Raw genomic sequence first — 20,204 nt, 5'->3', positions numbered from 1 at the left:
TCATCTTCGCTGGTGGCGGACCCGCGCGGACAGCCGGCCCGCTCGCCGGGCCGGCTGTCCGCGCCGTGTTCTACGGTCACCCGCGCACGGGCTCGACGGTGATCGGTGCCAGGGCGGACAGACAGGACGTGTCGCCGACGTCGCCGGTGCGCAGGAAGCGGGTGGAGACGCCGGTGACGCAGCCGGTCGGCTCTCCTTCCGGGACGTGACCGGTGTTGGCCACGGAGAGGAACCTGCTGTCGCGGAACTGCTTCGCGGCCAGCATCCCGTTCGCGTCGGGGGTGTTGGCGTCGAGGTCGCCGGAGAGTACGAGGACCGGGACGTCGGGCAGCTTCGGGTGCGTGGGCTGCGGGTCGGGCGCGGTGTTCTCGCGCGGCCAGCCGATGCAGACGTCCCCGCCGTCCGTGACCCCCTCGTTGAAGCCCTCGGCGCCGAAGGCGCCGTACTCGCCGTGGTCCGCCTCCGCCAGCGCGGCCCGGTACTGGCGCCACCGCTCTGGCACCGGCGCCTTGGCCGACCAGGGCTTGCGGTAGTCGTTGCACACGACGGCGATGTACGGTGCCTGGTCCTCCAGGCTGCCGGACGCGCCGTCCTCCTGGGCCAGCGCGCGCAGCGCCGACACGTCGCCGTGGACGAACCGGTTCAGCGCCGAGGGCAGTCGTCCCAGCAGCGAGGGCTGTTCCGGGGCCGCGCCGACGCCGTCGCTGGCCGCCTCGAACAGCAGATTGGCGAGCTTGCCCTCGGTGAACCGCACGGAGTACGCGCCGTGGTCGGTGGTGACCGGGACGGTCATCGGCCGGGCCCGCAGCCGCGCGGCGACGGTCGCGAGATCCCGTACCGCCTGCTCACCGTCGCAGGCCACGGGGACACCGCGGTCGCACACCCGGCGCAGCGTCGTGGAGACGGCCTGGGCCTGGGGGCGCCCCATCGGGTCGAAGGCGAGGGGGTAGGCGCCGGACTGCACGATCGAGCGGACCCGCTCCGGGTGCCGGGAGGCGTACACGGGCATCAGATACGTGCCGTACGACAGCCCGTACAGGGAGAGCTGGGGCACGCCGAGGCGGGCGCGGACGGCGTCGATGTCGTCGGCGGTGGCCGCGCTGGTGTACGCGGCGGCCTTGGGGCCGAGGTTCGCGGCACACCGTTTCACGGCGGCGCGCTGCTGGGCGCGGGTGCCGAAGCGGTATTCGGTGTCGGTGACCCCGCAGGGGACGCGCTCGGAGCGGCCGGTGCCGCGCGGGTCGACGAGGAGGAGGTCGTGGTCCTTCAGCAGGTCGCCGAGTACGTGGCCGAAGACGGGAGCCCGGTCGATGGCGACCTGGCCGGGGCCTCCGGTGTTGATGGCCACGGTGCCCTTGGCGGGACCGGGCGCGCTGTGCCGTACGACCGCGTAGCTCACCCCGACCTTCCCCAGAGCCGGTTTGCCCGTGACCAGCGGACGGTCCAGGGTGTCGCAGTCGACCCGGTGCCCGGGGACGGTGGGACACCACGTCGGGGCTGTCGCGGTCCGAGGCGCGGAGGCAGCCGCCGAAGCCGTCGGACCGCCCGCGGGCAGGGCGGTCGCGACGGTCGCCAGCAGCGCCGTGACGGCGACGCCCAGCCCCGCCCGCCGCGCCCTTCTGTCGTTCCGGTCCATCATGTCCACTCCTTGTCTCCACGCGGCGAGGCTGTTCCCCGCCGCGCCGCTCTCGGCCGCGGGAACGACATTGCCGGGCCTGCTTCACAGCCACGGCAGAGCAATGACAGAGCCGCGTAAGAATCCGGAAGGGACGGTGAACAGCGCTTTCAAGCCCCGCCTCCGGCCGTCGCGCTTACTGGGCGTTGACGTCGGCGCTCGGAGGAATCTGTTGCGAGCGCCGAGGCGCTGGTCGTCGGCGGTGTCCGTGTAGTAGGCGTTTTCGACGGCGGGGCACCAGACCCGGGTTCGCCGCTTGTCGGCGTGGGGTGTACCAGCTGCGGATGGGTGACGGTGTGGCGGTAACCGCGCCTGCCGTGCACGTGGCGGGCCGCCTCGTGTCCGTGGAGGGCGGTGCGGACGGGCCCGGTCGCCGATCGCGTGGGCATGGATCTGCCTCGCCCTTGGCGTCGAGCCACGCCAGGTCCTCGCGGGGCTCCCGGATCTCCCGGGCGTCGAGTCGCAGGGCCGCCGCGACGCGCTGCGGCGGCCGTCCGGTGCGGGAGACCCCCGTCCGCTGACGTCTCCCGGGGGTGCGGAGCGGTCACCCGGTCCATGTCCGGGGTCGCGGAGTGGCTGGAATTCGTTGTTGTGGGTCCGCTGTGCGGGGGTGGTCGAGGCCGCGTCGGCTGTGGTGCCGATCGGGGTCCGTGGGGCCGGAAGCGCTGCTGGGGTGCCCTCAATCGGAGGCGGGGTCCGTCCGTGGGTGGGGCGGACGTCTCGGACAAGCGGGTGGTATGGCGCAAGGCGAACTGCCGTATGGATCAAGCCGTTTTAGAGATCGGGTTTTCAACTGGCCTCTGGGGGCGGAAACTTGAGCGCCGCAGGTTCTCTGTTTGGCTTGGAATAGATGACATGCCCATGCACTTGCACATCAATCTTCTTGAAGAGATCAGGAGTGCCCGGATGGCCCCCACGCGTGTCCCCCGCCCTGTGCATCTCGCCGCCGCGACGGCGACCGCCCTGCTCCTCCTGGGTTCGGCGCCCATGGCGGTGGCCGAACCCGCCGACGCTCAGCTGGACGTGAGACTGCTCCCGATCCCGCAGGGAGGGCTGCACAGTTTCGTCAAGGGGCTGAACAGCGGCGGCACGATAGTTGGCGAGTACTACGCGGAAGGCTCCACCGGACCGCTGGGGATCAAGTGGAACGCCGAACGCCCCGGCTACACCCGTCTGGCGCCCCTGCCCGGTGACCAGTTCAGCACCGCGACCGCGCTCAGCGACCGCGGCTGGTCGGCCGGTCTGTCCTACGACACCCTGCCCGAGTCCCACCCCGTCCGTTGGACCCCGGGCGCCACCGCTCAGCGGCTGGCGCTCCCCGCGGGAGCCCGTGGCGGCAAGGCGGCGGCCGTCAACAACTCCGGGGTCGTGGTCGGCGAGGCGTCCGGGGCGGACGGCCGTTCCCAGCCGCTGCGCTGGAAGTCCCAGGGCGACCTGACCGAGCTGCCGGTGCCCTCCGGTGACAACAGCGGCACCGTGACGTCGCTCAACAACGCGGGCACGGCGGTCGGATGGACCGAGAAGCGCGACGCCAACGGTGGCGGCACCGCGCACCCCGTGCGCTGGAACGCGGCGGGCGCCGTGCGCGAACTGCCCCTCCCGGCCGGTGTCGACGGGGCCCGGACCAGCCAGATCACCGACAACGGCGTGATCCTCGGCGTCGGGCGGCGGGCCGGGAGCACGGCCTACGACCGGATCCTGGTGTGGGCGGCCGACGGCACCGTCCGCGACGCCGGACGCGGACGCGGCTACGACGTCAACCGGGCGGGCACCGCCGTGGGGGCCTCGCTGGACGACGACCCGAACGGCGTCACGGCCCGCTGGAACGCGGACGGCACCCGGACCGTGCTCCCCAACCCGGCGGAGGCGGCCGGAGAGGTGCTGGGGATCAACAACCGGGGGACGGCCGTCGGGTACGCGTGGCCGCCGGCCGGCAACCCCGCCCTGGACAAGGCCCTGCTGTGGAAGCCCGACGGCACGGTCGTCCCGCTGCCGCCGTCGTCCCTCGGCCCCTACGCCGCGGCGTTCGCGGTCAACGACGACGGGGTGGTCTCCGGGTTCTCCGTCGGCACCGACGGCGCCGGGAACGCGACGACCTGGCGGGCGACCGTCTGGAAGGACTGACGCCCACCGGCCCCCCTCGCCGGGAGTTCCGGCGAGGGGGGCCGGTCACCGCCACACGGCGGCTGTCGCCGCCGGTGAAGGTCCCGGGTGGGTCCCGGATGGTCGCCGGGTGGCCTCCAGTGCGGGACGGCCGACCGGTCGGTGTCCGCCCGGACGGACTGGACCTCGACCGGACTTGATGTCCGAAGGTGGCTCCATGACGATCCCCTCGCAACAGCGCGCCGCCGTCCGGAACTGGATCGGGGCCACGGCGCACCCCCTGACCACCACGGACGCGTCGGCGCCGCTGGACGACCTGCGGCCCCTGCTCGGCATGCTCCCCGAGAGGACGGCCGTCGTGGGCTACGGCTCCGGTACGCGCGGCGCGCACCAGGTCTTCGCCCTCCAGACCCGCGTCGCCCGGCTGCTGGTCGGCGAGGCGGGCTTCCGCTCGGTCGCCCTCGACCAGGACTGGACGCTCGTCGCCCGGCTCGACGCCCATGTCCGCACCGGCGCCGGGGACCCGGTGGCGCTGCTGGAGGCCGCCGAACCGTTCTCCCGCACCGAGGAGGTCCTCGCCCTCGTCCGCTGGGCGCGCGCCGTCAACGAGACCCGTCCGGACGACCCGGTCCGCCTCGTCGGGGTCAGCCCCCACGAGACGGGGGCGTCGGCGTACGACACGGTGACCGACTACGCGCGCCGGGCCGCCCCCGGGCTGCTGGACGAACTGGAGCGCTGTTACGACGGCCTCCGGCCGGAAGGAGGGGCCGCCGCGCACACCCGCCGGTTCCGCGCCCTGCCCGACCGGCGGCTCTGGCGCGACCGCGCGCGGGCGGCCCATGACCTGGTCGCGGCGGCGCCGGGGCACCCCGGGCACGCGTGGGCGCTCCAGCACGCCCGGCTGATCGTCCAGTACTACGAACTCCACGACCACGACGACGATCCGCTGGACCCCCACAACATGGCCTGCTATGAGCGGTCGTTCGCCGAGAACGTCCTGTGGTGGCACCGGCACACCGGTCACCGGACGCTCTTCTGGTCCTCCAGCTCCCACACCGCCGACGCGCCCGACCGGACCGTCAGCTTCCCGCCGGACCCGGCCGCCCCGTCCCCGAACGCGGGCAGCCTGCTGCGGGAACGCCTCGGCGCCCGGTACCTGTCGGTCGGTCTCACCTTCGGCGCGGGGGAACTCGCCGCCTACGGCGGTGCCCCGGACCACCGGCTGCCCGCCCCCGTACCGCCGCTGGTGGAGTCGGTGCTGGACGACGATGCCCTGGGCGACTACCTGCTGGACCTCCGCGCGGACGCTCCGCCGGGGGTCGCCGACTGGCTTGCCCGGCCCGCCCGGTCCCGGCTCGTCGGGCCGCGCCACGACCCGCGACGCGACACCGACCACCACATGACGGGCGGTTCGCTGGCCGGGTGGTTCGACGTCCTCGTCCATCTGCGGCGGGTGACTCCGGCCCGCCCGCTGCGCGGGGCGGGGCCCCCGGCCGGTGCTGCCGCCCACGGCGACGCGGGCTGAGGGTCCGGGACGGGCCGCGCCGGGTGCCGCCCGGGACCCGGCCCGGCCCGGCCCGTCCGGCCTCAGAGGCGCTTGGCGCTGCGCAGGGTCTTCGCGTAGTAGCCGTTGCCGTCCAGCCGGGAGACGCCCCCGACGTCGCCGATGGTGGGGCCGTTGATCTCCTCGCGGCTGGAGACGAAGATCAGATGGCCCTCGGTGTCATGGCCGAGGACGATGCCCACGTGGTCCAGACGCTCCCCGGTGCGCTTGTCGAGCTTGAAGAACACCAGGTCGCCCGGCTGGAGTTCGTCGATCGCGGAGGGGCGGTCCTTCGCCGACACCCCGGTCAGCGGAAGGATGTCCGTGCCCCGGTCCGAGCGCGCCATGCCGTTGGCGGTGCGCGGCAGACCGTCGCCGGACCGGTCCGAGGACATCAGCGGGTAGCGCCCCCGGTAGCCCATCACCATGCGGATGTAGCCCGAGCAGTCCAGGGACTTGGCGCGCATGGGCTCGGGGACGCCGAGGCGGCCGTCCCGGAAGGGGTACGGGACGCCGAGGTAGTCGTAGAAGTCGGACTGCTCCAGACGCAGATCGCCGTTCTCGTCCCCCTCGGGGTTCAGCGGACCGAAGTTCGCGTCGCCCGCGATGGCGAGGCCGGTCGCGTCCTGGCGCGGCTTGGCGTCCGCCACGTACTGGAACGCGAAGGCGAAGAGGTCGTCCTTCTCGCTGCCCTCGTGCTCGGCGTACCACTCCTCGAACCACTTCTCCTTCTCCGCGCCCTTGGACCAGGGCTCCGGCAGCAGCCGGATCCAGTCCGTGGTGGAGACCTTGGAGGCGGTGGAGGCGGGCTCCTCGAAGGTGCGGGCCGGGCCGGTCAGCGTCGCGGTCCGCGCGCCGTCGGTCAGCACGGCCTTGATCTGGCCGTCGGCGTCCCGGAGCACGCTGCGTGCCGGGTTCGCCATCCGGGACCACTTCTCCCCGGCCTGGTCCCCGGCCGCCGGGGAGGCCGCTCCCCGTCCGGAGTTCAGCACGCCGGCGTTGCGGATCTCCGTGACGCCCGGGTCCTCCCGCTGGCGCAGTTCCAGGGTCAGGTACCCGGAGGTGCCGACCAGTCCGAGGAGCACGAGGCCCGGGACGACGGCGCGCGTCTTCTTCTTCGCAGTCAACGTTCTTCCTCGGTTCTCAGACGGTGGGCATGACGCCGAGCAGCAGACCGGCGGCGACGACGATGTAGGCCATGAGCGAGACGGAGGCCGTCGCCAGCAGCGTGGGGCCCTTCGGCTGGCGCACGAGCTGGTAGGCGATCAGGCCGGGGACGATGAACCCGAGCGTCTCGTTGCCGTGCAGCAGCGGGAACTCGATCGACAGCACGACCATCACGGTGGCCTGGAGCAGCACGCCGAGGAGCACCACGGCGGCGAACAGCCGCTTGCCGTAAAGGATCATCATTCGCTGCATGAGCTTGGTGCCCGCGTAGGTCAGGGCGGTGACGCCGATGACCATGGCGGCCCGCTGGAGGTCCTCGATGAAGGTCAGCGCGAGCCAGCCCGGCGTGATCATGCCGCCGGGGGAGAGGTTGGTGGTGAGGTAGCAGAGGAGGGAGAAGAACAGACCTATGGCGATGCCCAGGGCGGCCATCTCGGGGGTCAGGGCGGCGGTGGTCAACGGGGGCTCCGGGCGGATGGTGCGGGTGGTGAGGTGGCGGGCGGGAGGTGCGGCGGCCGGTGGCCGTCCGGCCGTCAGGCGTGGTGGTGCGGGGGCAGCCGGTCGCCCTCGTGGGGCTGCTGGGACGGCTGCTGGTGGGGGATCCGGAGGGGTGCCCGGTGGACCGGCCCGTACGTCGGCCCGTCCTGGGTGTACGGCCCGTCCTGCGGGTACGGCTCGGCCGACGGGTACGGCTGGACCGACGGGTACGGCTGGACCGACGGGTACGGCTCGGCCGGTGCGTACGGACCGGCCGACGGATACGGCTGCTCCGACGGGTACGGCTGCTCCGACGGGTACGGCTGGGCCTGGGGGTACGGCTGGGCCGGGACCGGCGGCTGGGACGGCGGGTACGGCCGCGCCTGGACGGGGTGCTGCGCCTGGAGGTGCGGGGCGTACGGGTCCGGGCGGGCGGGCAGCGCGGGCCGGGCGGGGGCGGCGGCCGCCGTCCGCTGACCGGTGCCGGAGCCGGACTCGTCCGCCGGGAGCGCGCCGAGGTACTCCAGCAGTTCCTCGCCCTGGCCGTGGATGTTGCCGATGGCGACGAGGGAGGAGCCGTCGGCCATCCGGCCCAGCAGGGCGGGCATGAACTCCTCGGCCGACCGCCGGTCGCCGCCCAGGTCGACCGCCCGGTCCCGCCACTCGGCGGGGATGGCGTCGATGGCGCTCCGGGCGGGGTGGCCGATGACGAAGACGTGGTCCGGCCGCAGCTCGGGGATGATCTCGCCCATCTGCCCGTTCCGCTCGACGCGGTCGGGACGGCAGTTGATGACCACGTTCAGCGGGCGGTTGACCGCCCCCAGGTCGAGCAGCTGGTTGACGTTCATCAGCGTCGACTCGGGGTCGTTCGCCGCGAAGACGTTGGCGAAGGCCAGCCGCTTGCCCTCGGGCGTCACGTAACGCTCCACGGAGAGGACGCCCGGGTCCGGCGGGGCGTCGTACATGCCCTGGAGGGCGACCCGGCGTTCGACGCCGAGCAGCTCCGCCACGGTGAGCGCGATCGCCACGTTCTCCTTGAAGGTGAACCAGCTGAAGCCGCGCAGCTCCTCGTCGGTGACCGTCTCGGGGTCGGCGTAGACCAGCTCGCAGTTACGGGCGTCCGCCTCCTCCTGGAGGATGGCGAAGCGCTCCCGCTCGGCGGTCACGCAGATGCCGTTCTCCGGCATCGAACGGCACAGCGAGCGGGCCACGTCGTCCAGGGTGGGGCCCATCTCGGCGAGGTGGTCCTCGCGCACGTTGCACAGCACGCCGATGGTGGAGCGGATCAGCTTGCTCTGGTTGACCTCCTGCAGGGCGGGCATGACCGCCATGCACTCGATGACCAGGGCGTCGGGCCGGTAGGTGGCGGCCCGTCGCACGATGCCGATCTGCTCGACCACGTTGGCGATGCCGAACTTGCGGTAGACCGGCTCCTCGGTCGCGTCGGGGTGGATGAAGCGCGCGGCCGTCCCCGTGGTCTTGGCGACGGTGACCAGGTCACCGCCGCGCAGCGCGCCCGCGCACAGCCGGGTGATGGACGACTTCCCGCGGATGCCGTTGACGAGCACCCGCGAGGGGATGGAGTGCAGGGCGGCGTAGTGCCTGCGCTGTTCCACGATGCCCGCGATCAGCAGGAACACCGCTCCGGTCAGCAGTACGAGGTAGAGGTAGAGCACGGCCTGTCACCTTTCTCCGGCGTCGGCGCGGGTCCCGGCACTCCGGCGGGCCAGGTTCTGTCGGTGGGACTGCGCCCGTTGCCGCAGCAGTTCGAGGCTGCGGACGACGGCGCCCACCTCGTCCTGGTAGCGGGGGTACAGCACGGTCTTCAGATCGCCGTCCGCGAGCTTCTCGGCGCTGGTGGCCAGCGCCCTCAGCGGCCGGACGACGACCAGGTGCAGCCAGCCGAGGCAGAGGATGATCGCGGCCAGTCCGAGCATTCCGGCGAGCACGCTGCGGTCCTCGCGCTCGTACGGGGTGATCCGGAAGTTGTCGGCGTCCTGCCAGCTCACGACGGTCCAGCCGATGTCGGCCGTGACGCCGCCGCCGGAGAACGGGGCCGCCGCGGCGACGCTGACGTCGTCCCCCTTCCGCAGCAGCAGACCGTTCTCCAGCGGGCCCGCGCCGATCCGTACGCCCGCCGCGCGGACGAGGTCGGTCAGGGACCGGTCGGGGAGCTTCTCGAAGGCCAGGTAGCCGTCGTTGGCGGCGATGGTCAGACCCTCGGGGTCCACCACCCGGATCTGGCCGAGACCGGGCCGGTCCAGCATCGAGTTGAGGAACTCGATCCGGATCTCGCCGACCAGGGTGACGCCCTCGCGTCCGGGCACCGGGGCACCGGCCTGGATCACCGGCTTCCGGTCGCCCTTCTTCCCGGAGAGCCGGACCAGCGGCTGGTCCCCGCCGTCGCGCCAGGCGTGGGGGGAGCCGCCCGCCCGGGCGATGACGTCGCCGTCGGCGCCCACGAGGTACAGGGACCGGTAGCGGGGGTGCTTCTTCAGGGTCTCCTTGAGCAGCGGTTCGACGGCGGCGTCACCGGAGGTGCCGGTTGCCCCGGACTCACTCGTGTCACCGGAGTCGGCGGCCTTGTCGGAGACGGTCTTCGCGCCGATCAGCCGGGAGGTGGAGACGAGGTCCGCGTGCGCCTCGTTGAGCGCCCTGCGGACCCGGTCGGCGACCAGGTCGGTCCGTTCCCGCTGGTCGTTGACCATGGTCATCGGCACGCTGACCGTGCTGTCGGTACGGTTCAGCAGCAGACCGACGGGCAGGCACCACACCAGCAGCAGGGCGGCCGTCAGCACCAGCGACCCGCGTCCTCCGAACCGCGTCCCGCGGCGGGAGACGCGACCGGAGCCCGGCCCGCCGAGCTGCTGGCGCAGCCGTTCCAGGGCCGCGCCGATCCGGGCGGCCTCCCCACGGCGGGGCACCGCGACCGGCCGGGTCAGATCGCCCTGGGCGAGTCGTCGCGACTCCAGGAACAGCCGCAGCAGGGGCCGCTGCACGGTCAGCCAGAGCACGGCCACCGCCAGCAGTCCGAGCAGGATCAGCGCACCGGCGACGGCCAGGGCGTACGGGCCGTCGTCCGCCGGGGCGTCCTGCTGGACCACGGGGAGCAGGGAGACGACCGTCAGTCCGAGACCGGCGGCCACGCTCTTCTTCTCCGAGGGGTCGGAGGAGGCGAGCGAGGCGTATCCGGCGAGGGCCGTGCGCCCGTTGTACTCACCGCCGACGAGGGTGCCGCTGACCCCCGGGTAGCCCCGGGAGCCGGGCTCCTTGGCGGTGACGGGGTGCTCCTCGGTCAGCTTCGCCGCCCGGTCGGACAGCTCGTTCATCTGCTTCTGGAGGAAGCGGAGCTCCTTGCGCTCCTGGTCGGAGTTGAGCGCTTCGGCGCGCTCGAAACCGGCGGTGGCGAGGATCTCGCCGTCCTCGGAGACGACCGCCATGCTGCGGAACGGGCCGAGGTGGACGGCGGGCGCGGACAGCCCGCTGGACGCGATCAGCAGCTGCTGGGGACGGTCCTTCCAGTCCAGGACCGCCATGGTCATCAGCCGGACGTCACCGGTCTCCAGCCGCACCATGCGGGGGGTCAGGGCCCGCTCCCCGGTGAGGACGTCCTTGTCCAGCCAGCCGAGGGGGACGTGCTCCCCGCGCGCGGCGAGGACGTCGCCGCTCTCCAGGTCGACCAGGGTGGTCCCGGTCCACTTCTGGTAGGCCCGCCCCAGGTCCGCCAGGACCCGCTCGGGCTTCTCCGGGGCGCCGGCGCTCAGCGCCCTGGCGGTGCGGTCGAGGTCCGTGACGCGCTCGTCGATCGCGGCGCGCAGGGCGATGGCGCTGTCCTCGGTGAAGTGCTGCTGCGAGGTCAGCACCGCCTTGGGGGCGACCGCCCCCTCGCCGGGGGTGAGCACCTTGGCCGTCAGCGCGGCCAGGGCGAGGATCAGCGCGCACAGCACCGCGATCGGCGGGCGGATGCCGCCGAGGAGGGGCATGTCCGCGCGTCTTCGGCTCCGTCGTCGCCAACCGCCGGCGGAGCGCGTGGCATGGTTCGGTGTCACTGGTGGTTCTTTCCTGGGTTCCTACGCCCCGTGCGGGCAGGAGGGGGCCGCGCCGTCGCGACCCCCGGGTGCACGGGGAAAGAGCTGGTGGGACCGGAGGAGGACCGTCGGGGGCGGGGTTCCCGGGGCCACGGCGCCACGGTGCGCCGGGCCGGTCTCCGGAGGTCGGGGGCCGGAGCTAGTCCTTCAAGGACAGTTCGGCCAGTCCGTCGGCGCCCGGAGCGCCCCGGTTGTAGAGGTAGCCGTGGGTCCGGTCCAGGGCGAGGCGGTAGCGGGCGAGCCGTTCCTCGGAGAGCCCGCCCGGGTCGTCGAGCACCTGGCGGACGTCGACCAGCCGGTGGTCCCGGACGGCCCCTTCCGGAGCCTTCTCGCCCTCCTCGACCTCGGGCGGGATGTCGACCAGCGTGGTGCGGTGCCGGGCGGAGACGTCCCAGCCGGAGTCCGTCTCACGGAACTCGAACCAGCCGATCACCCCCTCCTCGGTGAGTCCGGTGGGCGAGGAGTGCCGGGCGACCTGGTTGCCGAGGCTGTACGCGACCCAGGTGCCGTTCACCTTCTCGATCGGCTGCACCACGTGCGCGTGGTGGCCGATGATCAGGTTGATCCCGGTCTCCGTGGTGATCCGTTCGGCGAGCTTGAGCTGGGGGACGCTGGGCTCGTTGTAGTGCTCCAGGCCCCAGTGGACCGAGAGGATCACCACTTCGGCGCCCTGCTGCCGGGCCCGGGCCTCCGCCTTCTTGATCTTCTCGGTGCTGATCCGGTTGAACGCCCAGCGTTCCTTCCCCGGCGTCGGGTTGAGGAAGGACTCCCACGAGTACGAGAGGTGGGCGACCTTCACGCCCTTGACCGTGCGGATGTTGACGTCGTCCGCCTCCGCCCGGGTGCGGGCCGAGCCGGTGTAGCCGAGGCCGACCCGGTCCATGGTGTCCAGGGTGTGGCGGATGGCCTTGAGGCCGTGGTCGAAGGTGTGGTTCGAGGCGGTCGAGCAGGTGTCGTAGCCCACGCCCTTCAGGGATGTCAGGATCTGGGGCGGAACCAAGAATTCCGGATACCCCTCGAAGGGGCCCTCCGGCTTCCCGACGGGAGTCTCCATGTGGCAGATGGCCAGGTCGGCCTTGCTGACGACCGGCTTCACCCCGGCGAGCAGCGGGTCGAAGTCCAGTCCGGCGACCCCTTTGCCGGACTTCTCGGCGTCCTCGGCCGCCTGCTCGGTCAGCTCGGGGTGGACCAGTACGTCGCCCGCGGCGGCGACGGTGAAGGAGCGTCCGCCCGGCTCACTCCGCGACTCCGAAGAGGTCGACGCGCAGCCGGTGGCGAGTACGGCGAAGGCCGCCGTCGCTGTCAGTGCGCGACTCGGAAGGGAATAATCACGGAATGTCACTGAAAGATTCTCGCATGACCCAAAAGGTCCATTTTTCATCTGATGTAACAAGGGCATCACTTTTGGTGAAAACTCTTGCCGTTTTCGCCCTGATGGCGACACTGGTCGGCTGCGCGCGGACTTCGGGCGAGGGCGGAGAACAAGATCGTCCGCAGCTCAGGGAGCTGGTGGACGTCGAAGATCGAATCACTCGGTACGCGGAAGAAGCCAAAGCTCAGAAGCCGTATCGAGCTCCCGGCGAAGCTCAGCGCGAACACCTCGCCCGTGGCGTCGGACACCTCCTGGACGGTGACTTCGCGGCAGCCGAACAGGCCCTCGGCGAGGTCGACTTCATTGTGACCAGACTCACGGACACCGCCACCGGCGAGCGCTACGACGAAGTCGCGTCCCGTGGACCCGGCCGGGGCGCCCGCTGGGGGCGGCTCTACCTCGACGCCGACGCCGGGGTCCGGTGGAGCGTCCAGGTGCCGCACCCGGTGGCCGACCGTGACACCGAGTCCCTCGGGGCGGAACTCCTGACCGGCACCCCCGGTGGCGCGTTGGTCGTCGCCGGAGCCCATCGCGACGCGGGCCGCGGCGACTCGGCGGACGTGGCGCACCGTACGGACAGCGCCTTCCACGCGATCGTCTCCGTGCTGCAGGAACGCGGTATCCCGGGCGCGCAGCTGCACGGCTTCGCGAAGGGCCCGCGCCGCCCCTACGACGCCGTGCTCTCCACCGGCGCCGCGCGCACCGCGCCCACGGAGGCGACGGCGCTGGCCGACCGCATGGCGGACGGCGGGCTCCGCGTCTGCCGGGGGTGGGCCGACCGGTGCCCCCTGGAGGGGATCACCAACGTCCAGGGGGAGTCGGCGCGACGGCACCAGGTGGCCTTCCTCCACGTCGAACTCGCCCCCGGGGCCCGGCGGGAGGGCACGGAGGCCGCGGCGGTGGCCCGCTCGGCCCTGTCCCGGCTCCTCGAAACCTGGGAGGGGACGGGGCGGCGGTAGGCCGTGGGGTCCGTCGCCCGCCCGTCCCCCTTCCCTTCCTGTCCTCCCGTCCGTCCGCCTCCCGTCGCGTCCACCCGCCTCCGTCCACTCGCCTCCACTCCGCACCCGCCTCGTCCGCGCCCGGCGTCCTTCCGCCCCGCCTCCGTCCGCCCGGCGCCCCTCCGCTCCCCGTCCGTCCGTTCGGGCGGTGCGGTGCGGTCACTCGCGGTCCCGCAGGAAGGCGGATATCCCCTCTCGGGTCGGATGGTTCGGCAGGGGCGCGGGCTCGTCCCGGAGGAACGCGGTGATGACGTCGGCGGCCCGGTCGTCGTTGTCGTCCAGTCCGTTCCACATGCGGTGTCCGACGCCCGGCAGGTACTGGACGCGCCGGACGGCGGGGGCGGCGGTGAGGACGGCGGTCGCCCACTGGCGGACCTGGGAGGAGCACTCGGCGATCATCAGCATCGCGGGGGTCCGGGACCGCCCCAGCGACGGGGCGATGGAGGGCGATTCCCTGACCGTCCGCTGGACGCGGAGGCTGGCGGCGGCGCTGAACGAGAAGTTCCGTGCGGTGTCCTCGACCGGGACGCGGTGCGCGTCGCGCGCGCAGTAGGCGGAGGCGGTGTCGTCGCCGAGGTCGGCGGCGGTGAGGGCGTTGACGCCTTCGGCCTGCCCGATCAGTCCGGTTTCTGGGGTGAGGAGGCCGAGCCGCATGAGGCCGAACGCCACGGCGTACCGGGGGACGCGGGTCGATTTCGGTCCGGTCGGGGCCGGGGCCAGACCTCGCGCGGTGGCCCGGCCCCGGTGCCCGCCGGCGCGTGCGGTGGGGCCGTCCATGGGGCCGGGCTCCGCGATGACCGCCCGGCGCAGACGCGGAGCCGTGCGGGGGTCGGCCAGGGCCCGGGTGAGCGTGACGCCGCCCGCGGAGAACCCCAGGACGTCCGCCTTCCCCCGGTCCAGACGGTCGAGGAAGGCGACGAGGTCACGGACCGACCTAGTGACCGTGTACTGGTCCATGGGGAGCAGCTCGCTGCGTCCTCCACCGGCCTGTTCGTAGGCGTAGACGTCGTGCCCCCGGCGCGCCAGCTGCCGCAGGAACCGGTGGTCGATCTCCGAGATGCCGCGCACCGGCCCGCCGTTGAGGTACACCAGCGGGGCGGGGTGCCTGGTGGGGGAGTCCGCGGCCGGATAGTGGTACACGGCGACCCGGCTGCCCGTCGACAGGGTCCAGTGCCGCGTCGCCACGAACGCCGGGTCGGGCGGGTACTGACGGTCCGTCGGAACGGTCGGGACGCAGACCGACCCGGTGAGCAGTGCCGCCAGGGTCACCGGGAGGAACGGCGCGAGCCGTCCGCGGCGGCCCCGGCTCCGGCCCCGCCACGCGGCGAAGGCGGCTCCGGCGCCCAAGGCCGCCGACCACGCGACGAGCCCCGAACCCGCTCCGTCCGTCAGGACGATCAGCGCGAGGAAGACGGCGACGAGCGCCGTGGTGGCGGCCAGGACCAGCGATAAGCGTCCGAGGGTGCGGACGGAACGTCGGGCGGGGGTGGGCATGGCGGACTCCCGTTCTCATGCGGAACCATTGCGGAACGTCGTTTCGGAACGTCGTTCTGAAACGACGTTACCAAAGGGGATAGGCTGCTGGGCATGGGAAGGCCGAGAACCAATGACGAGGCCGTCGGAGAACGGCTCGTGGCGTGCGCGACCGAGATGCTCGCGACCCGTCCCCGGGAGTCGGTCACGGTCCGCTCCGTGGCCGTCGCCGCCGAGGCGTCCACGACGGCGGTGTACTCGCTGTTCGGAGGCAAGGACGGACTGATCGACGCGGTCCGCGACCGTGCCGTCGCCGGACTGTTCCGGGACCTGTCGGAGGTGCCGGCCTCCGGTGCCCCCCTCGACGACCTCTACGCGCTGGCCGCCGCCTACCGCCGTTGGGGGCGCGGCCACCGGCACCTGTACACGGTGCTGTTCGGCGGGGTGCGCTCCTTCGACCCCTCGGGAACGGTCGGTGCCGGTGACCCGATCCGTCCGCTCCTCGCCGCGATCGACCGCGCCTCGGCCGCCTCCGTCCTCGCGGGGGAGACGACGCCGATCGCCCTGTCGCTCTGGGCGACCCTGCACGGGCTCGTGACCCTCGAACTGGCCGGGGCCCTCGACGACGCCACGGCCGAGGCCGCGTTCGGTCCGGCGGTGCGTGCCGCGGTGCGCGGTTGGGCGACCCCCGAGGTGTTCCAGGACCTCCGCCGGGCCGGAACCGCTCCCTGACGGGGCCGGAACGCTCCCCGCCGGGGTCGGGCCCGCTCCCCGCCGGGGCCGAACCGCTCCTCGCCGGGGTCGGGCCCGCTCCTCGCCGGGCCGGAACCGGGCCCCGGCCCGCGAGCCGGCCCCCTTCTCCCCGTGAAGGCGTCCCCCCGGAGAAGAGGGGGGCTGGACCCCGTGCGCCGCCGGGGGACCACGGGTGAGGATCGCTCCGTGCTTCCAGGGTTCCGGGCTCCCGGGTTCCCGGAGCGGACCGAAGGAGTTCACCCGTATGACCAGCCACCACCCCCGGCGCGTCGGCCGCAGGACCCTGTTCGCCACGGCGGCCGCCGTGGCGGGAACGGCCCTGACCCCCCAGGTGGCGAGGGCCGCCCCGGGCGCGCGGCGGGACCCCGCCCCGGCCGGGCCGTCGCCCGCCGCCGTCCGCTCCCAGGACCCCGTCGTCCGGGGACTGGACCGGATCGCCCGTCCGCTGCGCTCCACCCGCCCCGGCGGCGGGAACGCCGATCTGCGGGCCCTCGGCGCGATGATCGGCGCCGCCCGGGTCGTCGGCCTGGGCGAGGCCACCCACGGCTCCCACGAGTTCTTCACCATGAAGGAACGTCTCTTCCGCTACCTCGTCGAGGAGAAGGGGTTCCGCGCCTTCTCCCTGGAACTCAGCTGGGGCGCCGGACTGCGCGTCGACGACCACCTCCGGACCGGCGAGGGCGACGCCCGGCTGATCGCCGGGGAGACCCTCGCGGGCACCCCCTGGGACCGCGAGGAGTTCGTGCACCTCATCGAATGGATGCGTGAGCACAACCGCCGCAACCCCACCCGCACCGTCCACTTCGTCGGCAACGACCTGGCCGCCCCCTCGATCACCGAGGACTTCTTCGCCCGGATCACCGGCCACGTCCACCGCCACCACCCCGCCCTGGCGCCCCGGATCGACGAGCTCTACACCGGGCTGCGTCCCGTCGACGACGTCTTCGTCTACTGGCGCAAGCCGTCCGCCGAGCGACGGCGCTTCGCCGACCGGGCCCGACTGGCCTTCGACCTGATCCGCGCGGCCGACGGCCCGGACCGGGAGGCCCACGCCTGGGCCGTCCAGAACGCCCGCTTCCTCGCCGACAGCGTCGAGTTCCTGGCCGCCGACCCGGACGACTCCGCCGCCCACCCCGCGCTCATGCGCTTCCGTGACCGGGCCATGGCCCGCAACGTCCTCTGGTGGCACGAGCGCACCGGACACAAGACGCTGGTCTCCGCGCACAACGACCACCTCGGGCTCGTCGCCGCCCACGACGCCCTGTACACCGAGACCCAGGGCTCCTTCCTCCGCGCGGCCCTGGGCCGCAAGTACCTCCCCGTCGGCATGAGCTTCGACCGGGGCTCGTTCCTCTCCAAGGACACCGCCGTCGGCGGTGACTGGAAGCCGTTCGCCGTCGGCGCCGCCGCTCCCGGCACCAACGAGCACGTCCTCGACCAGGTCCGGCACCGTGACTTCTACGCCGATCTACGTACCGCCACGCCCCCCGTCCGGGCCTGGTTGGACACCGCCCGCCCCACCCGTTCCATCGGCACCCAGTTCAGCGACGACTACCCCCTCTACGACCATGCCCTCGGCCGCGCCTACGACGTCCTGGTTCACCTCCACGAGGTGCGGGCGGCCGAACCCCGCCGACCGCACCGTTCCTGACGGTGCCCCCGACGACCGGGTGGCGCCGCCGCGACGGTCCGGGCGCGGGCCCGTGCCGTCGCGACGGCGGTGACGGGCACCGGCGGCGGATGTCAGTGCGAGGTGATTGCATGCCGCCATGTCAGAACAGATGAACGGTGTCGGTGGTGGGGTCGGTTCCGGGACGGAACCGGAGCGCCCCGGTGCGGTACCCGCGACGGCGGAGTACATCGAGGGGTGGCGGCTCTTCTCCGGCGCCCCCGAGCGGCCCGTCTGGGGCGCAGGGGAGCGGAACGGCACCGCGCTGACCGGCCGGTGGCGGGTGTGGCGCCCCGACGGAACCCTCTTGGAGGAGGGCGACTGGCGCGACGGCGAGCGCCACGGGACGCTGCTGCGCTACCACGGGGACGGCACCCTGGCGGTCCGCGCCGAACACCGCGACGGCACTCCGGTCACCGTCACGGGCCACCGCTGCGACAACCCGAGCGACGACCCGTTCTCGTTCGACGGCTGGGCACCCGTCATCCGCACCATCGTCCACGACTTCGACGAGCGGGGCACCAAGGTCCGCTGGGCCTCCTACACCGCCGACGGCACCGAGGCGACCTTCGAGGGAGTGCCCTCCCCCGAACGCCCGCCCGGCGTCCCGGAGATCGCCACCTTCTGGCCCGACGGCCGCTGGTCGGCGCCCCGTTGGCGCGACGACCAGCTCAACGGCGTCACCCGGCACTGGACCACGGACGGCGTGCTGGAGCGGATCGTCCACAACCGCGCGGGCAAGGAGGTCGCCAGCTTCCCCAGTGGTTCGGCCGGGGCCGGTCCGCTGATCGAGGCCGCCCTCGACGGGGACACCGCCTCGGTCGAGCTGTGCCTGGCGGCCGGACTCGGGGCCTCGCCGGGCGCGGCCCGGCACGCCGCCCACGCCGGACTGCCGGAACTGGCGCTGCGACTGCTGCGCTCCGCCCCGCCCGCCACCGTGGCCCCGCCCGAGGTGCGCCTGCCGCCCGAGGTGCCCTCCACCGGGGTCCCCGAGGACGCGGTGTGGGTGGCGGGCCTGCTCGCGTTCGTCGTCGGCGACCTCGACACGGCGACCGGGGCGGCGCTCGGGACCTGGCGGCTGTGGAAGCAGTCCTGGCACAGCACCTCCCCCACCGAGGGACCGAGCTACCACGCCCCCGACAGCTACTACCACGGCTACGAGGAGACCGACTTCGCCGAGGGCAAGCCGGTGGAGAACCGGACGTACCTTAGTGGCCGTCAGCCCTACCGGGTGAAGCGGTACCGGCCGGACGGCGGGCTGTCGCTGGAGCGCGCGTACGAGTACGGGGCGCCCGCGTGGGAGCGCGAGTGGCCCGTCGACGGCACCACGGTCCACCGGCGGTTCCACGGCGACGGCGCGCTCCGCGTCGAACGCGTCGAGCGGAACGGCACCCTGGAGACCGAGCACTGGTACGCCACCGACGGCACCCGCACCGCCGACGTCACCGCCGTGGACGGGACGGCCGGAGACGGCACGGCCGAACGCTGGCGCGCCCTGGACCCCGACGGCGCGGTCATCGCCGAGGGCCACGTCGGGCCCGGCGTCAGAGGCGGACCGGTGGGGGAGTGGCGGCTGTTCGACGCCGACGGCGGGGACCGGGGCACGGTGTCCTTCGAGGGCCTCGACCTCGCCCGCCACCAGGACCTCGGCCGCTCCGCGCACGCCGTGCGGACCTGGCGGGACGCGCCCGTGTCCCCCCTGCTCGCCGGGGTGGCGGAGGTGGCCTGGGACGGGCTCAGCACCTTCTACCGGTCCGCCGACGAGGTGCCGTTCCTGCTCAAAGGCCTGGCCGTCGGCGACCCGGAGGCGTTCTGCCTGGCCCTGAGCGACCTCGCGGTCCTGCTGCACCACCAGCACACCATCACGGCGGCCACCGGCCCGGCGTTCCGGTTCATGACCGCGCTGGCCGGTCCCGACGGCGTCCGGGACGAGGACGAGCTGACGGAGCTGCTGCGGTTCCTGGCCGCCGTCGCGACCCGGGACGGCGACCTCGCCTCCGTCCACCACCTCCACGAGGTCCACGCCGCCCTCCCCGCCGACGGCACCGCACCGGCCGAGCACTACGCCGACCACGGCGTCGAACCCGCCTACCACGAGGTCCACACCGCCCTCACCGGTGCCGTGCCGACCTGGACGGCCCTGGCGGCCCACCCCAACGCCGCGATCCGGCACCGGGCCGTCGTCCTGCTCGCCGCCGCGCCCGGGGAGGCGGCCGCCCGGACCCTGCGCGAGCGCCTCACCGCCGAACCCGAACACGGGATCCGCGCGGAGGTCCTGCTCGGCCTGTCCCCGCACCCGGCCGACGACGACACCCGTCGCGCGGTGGAACGCCACCTCGCCGACGACGATCCGCTGATCCGTTTCTGCGCCGCCCTGACCTGGGTGCGCCAGGGCTGGTCCCCCGCGGGCCCGGGCGTCAGGACCCTCCTCGAAGCGCTCCGGGGCGATCTCGACACCGAGGGGTTCCACGTCCCGTACCTCGCCGAGGACGCCCCCACCGACGCCACCACCACCCTGGCGCTCCTCCCGCCCGAGGAGGCCGGACCCCTGCTGCCGGAGCTGTGCGCCACCCTCGACCGGGTCGACTCGGTCGACGCCGTGGCCGTGGCGAACGCCCTGCTCGACATCGTCTTCCCGACCGAGGCGTACCAGGAGGGCGCGCCGCTCACCGACGCCCAGCGCACCGTGGTCCGCGCGATCGCCGACTCCCCCGGCAGCTGGGAGTTCAGCGTCAACCTGAACGAGGTGCTGCGCCGCAACGGACTGCCCTGCGACCCGGAGGAGATACGGACCCTCGCCCGGACCGCGCCCGCCGCCTGACCGGCCGGGAGCGGTAGCGGAGACCGACCGCGCACCGGCCGGTGCGGCTCCCGTCCCGGCCGGTA

Annotated in this window: 13 protein-coding genes; 6 read left to right on the top strand and 7 right to left on the bottom strand. The window is 73.4% G+C overall.

Features of this window, described 5'->3' with window-relative positions:
• Window positions 1-76: 76 nt before the first annotated feature.
• Window positions 77-1,639, bottom strand: a complete 1,563-nt coding sequence (locus ACVWNX_RS03785; RefSeq protein ID WP_454412429.1) for an alpha/beta fold hydrolase — start codon at window positions 1,637-1,639, stop codon at window positions 77-79.
• Between the two features lie 942 nt (window positions 1,640-2,581).
• Between ACVWNX_RS03785 and ACVWNX_RS03780 the strand changes: the two genes are divergently transcribed.
• Together ACVWNX_RS03780 and ACVWNX_RS03775 are read left to right on the top strand one after the other, a co-directional pair.
• Entirely contained in the window at window positions 2,582-3,799 is a 1,218-nt protein-coding gene (locus ACVWNX_RS03780; protein ID WP_454412428.1) for a hypothetical protein, read from the top strand.
• A gap of 196 nt (window positions 3,800-3,995) precedes the next feature.
• Entirely contained in the window at window positions 3,996-5,303 is a 1,308-nt protein-coding gene (locus tag ACVWNX_RS03775) for an erythromycin esterase family protein (protein WP_454412427.1), read from the top strand.
• 62 nt (window positions 5,304-5,365) lie between these two features.
• Here the strand turns inward: ACVWNX_RS03775 and ACVWNX_RS03770 are convergent, their stop codons facing one another.
• The 5 genes from ACVWNX_RS03770 to ACVWNX_RS03750 form a co-directional block, all read right to left on the bottom strand.
• Window positions 5,366-6,448: a C40 family peptidase gene (locus tag ACVWNX_RS03770; protein WP_454412426.1), complete on the bottom strand. Its 1,083-nt coding sequence runs from the start codon at window positions 6,446-6,448 to the stop codon at window positions 5,366-5,368.
• Between the two features lie 16 nt (window positions 6,449-6,464).
• On the bottom strand, window positions 6,465-6,947 hold the full coding sequence (locus ACVWNX_RS03765; protein WP_454412425.1) for a poly-gamma-glutamate biosynthesis protein PgsC/CapC: 483 nt from the start codon (window positions 6,945-6,947) through the stop codon (window positions 6,465-6,467).
• A gap of 74 nt (window positions 6,948-7,021) precedes the next feature.
• On the bottom strand, window positions 7,022-8,641 hold the full coding sequence (pgsB, locus tag ACVWNX_RS03760; RefSeq protein WP_454412424.1) for a poly-gamma-glutamate synthase PgsB: 1,620 nt from the start codon (window positions 8,639-8,641) through the stop codon (window positions 7,022-7,024).
• 6 nt (window positions 8,642-8,647) lie between these two features.
• On the bottom strand, window positions 8,648-10,948 hold the full coding sequence (locus ACVWNX_RS03755) for a HAMP domain-containing protein (protein WP_454412423.1): 2,301 nt from the start codon (window positions 10,946-10,948) through the stop codon (window positions 8,648-8,650).
• 244 nt (window positions 10,949-11,192) lie between these two features.
• Window positions 11,193-12,395, bottom strand: coding sequence for a CapA family protein (locus ACVWNX_RS03750; RefSeq protein ID WP_454412422.1), 1,203 nt, complete (start codon window positions 12,393-12,395; stop codon window positions 11,193-11,195).
• Window positions 12,396-12,460: 65 nt separating this feature from the next.
• Here ACVWNX_RS03750 and ACVWNX_RS03745 point away from each other — a divergent pair, with 65 nt between their 5' ends.
• The gene (locus ACVWNX_RS03745) at window positions 12,461-13,384 is read left to right on the top strand and encodes a hypothetical protein (protein ID WP_454412421.1); all 924 of its coding nucleotides are present in this window, start codon (window positions 12,461-12,463) and stop codon (window positions 13,382-13,384) included.
• Window positions 13,385-13,582: 198 nt separating this feature from the next.
• Here ACVWNX_RS03745 and ACVWNX_RS03740 read toward each other — a convergent pair whose 3' ends face one another.
• Window positions 13,583-14,917, bottom strand: coding sequence for an alpha/beta fold hydrolase (locus tag ACVWNX_RS03740; protein ID WP_454412420.1), 1,335 nt, complete (start codon window positions 14,915-14,917; stop codon window positions 13,583-13,585).
• A gap of 93 nt (window positions 14,918-15,010) precedes the next feature.
• Here ACVWNX_RS03740 and ACVWNX_RS03735 point away from each other — a divergent pair, with 93 nt between their 5' ends.
• From ACVWNX_RS03735 to ACVWNX_RS03725, 3 genes are all read left to right on the top strand, one after another.
• Entirely contained in the window at window positions 15,011-15,628 is a 618-nt protein-coding gene (locus ACVWNX_RS03735) for a TetR/AcrR family transcriptional regulator (RefSeq protein ID WP_454412419.1), read from the top strand.
• A gap of 265 nt (window positions 15,629-15,893) precedes the next feature.
• Window positions 15,894-17,300, top strand: coding sequence for an erythromycin esterase family protein (locus tag ACVWNX_RS03730; protein ID WP_454412418.1), 1,407 nt, complete (start codon window positions 15,894-15,896; stop codon window positions 17,298-17,300).
• Window positions 17,301-17,418: 118 nt separating this feature from the next.
• Window positions 17,419-20,139: a toxin-antitoxin system YwqK family antitoxin gene (locus tag ACVWNX_RS03725; RefSeq protein ID WP_454412417.1), complete on the top strand. Its 2,721-nt coding sequence runs from the start codon at window positions 17,419-17,421 to the stop codon at window positions 20,137-20,139.
• Window positions 20,140-20,204: the final 65 nt, after the last annotated feature.

It is taken from the genome of Streptomyces sp. JNUCC 64 (genome assembly GCF_054484115.1).
The sequence above is the reverse complement of the archived record's forward strand: the minus strand, read 5'-3'. Positions and strand labels throughout refer to the sequence as shown.

Bases quoted from the DNA above. Each gene is read 5' to 3' on its own strand.
- ACVWNX_RS03755 (WP_454412423.1), bottom strand. From the start codon at position 10,948: ATGCCCCTCCTCGGCGGCATCCGCCCGCCGATCGCGGTGCTGTGCGCG.
- ACVWNX_RS03740 (WP_454412420.1), bottom strand. From the start codon at position 14,917: ATGCCCACCCCCGCCCGACGTTCCGTCCGCACCCTCGGACGCTTATCG.
- ACVWNX_RS03785 (WP_454412429.1), bottom strand. From the start codon at position 1,639: ATGATGGACCGGAACGACAGAAGGGCGCGGCGGGCGGGGCTGGGCGTC.
- ACVWNX_RS03775 (WP_454412427.1), top strand. From the start codon at position 3,996: ATGACGATCCCCTCGCAACAGCGCGCCGCCGTCCGGAACTGGATCGGG.
- ACVWNX_RS03725 (WP_454412417.1), top strand. From the start codon at position 17,419: ATGTCAGAACAGATGAACGGTGTCGGTGGTGGGGTCGGTTCCGGGACG.
- ACVWNX_RS03735 (WP_454412419.1), top strand. From the start codon at position 15,011: ATGGGAAGGCCGAGAACCAATGACGAGGCCGTCGGAGAACGGCTCGTG.
- ACVWNX_RS03730 (WP_454412418.1), top strand. From the start codon at position 15,894: ATGACCAGCCACCACCCCCGGCGCGTCGGCCGCAGGACCCTGTTCGCC.
- ACVWNX_RS03780 (WP_454412428.1), top strand. From the start codon at position 2,582: ATGGCCCCCACGCGTGTCCCCCGCCCTGTGCATCTCGCCGCCGCGACG.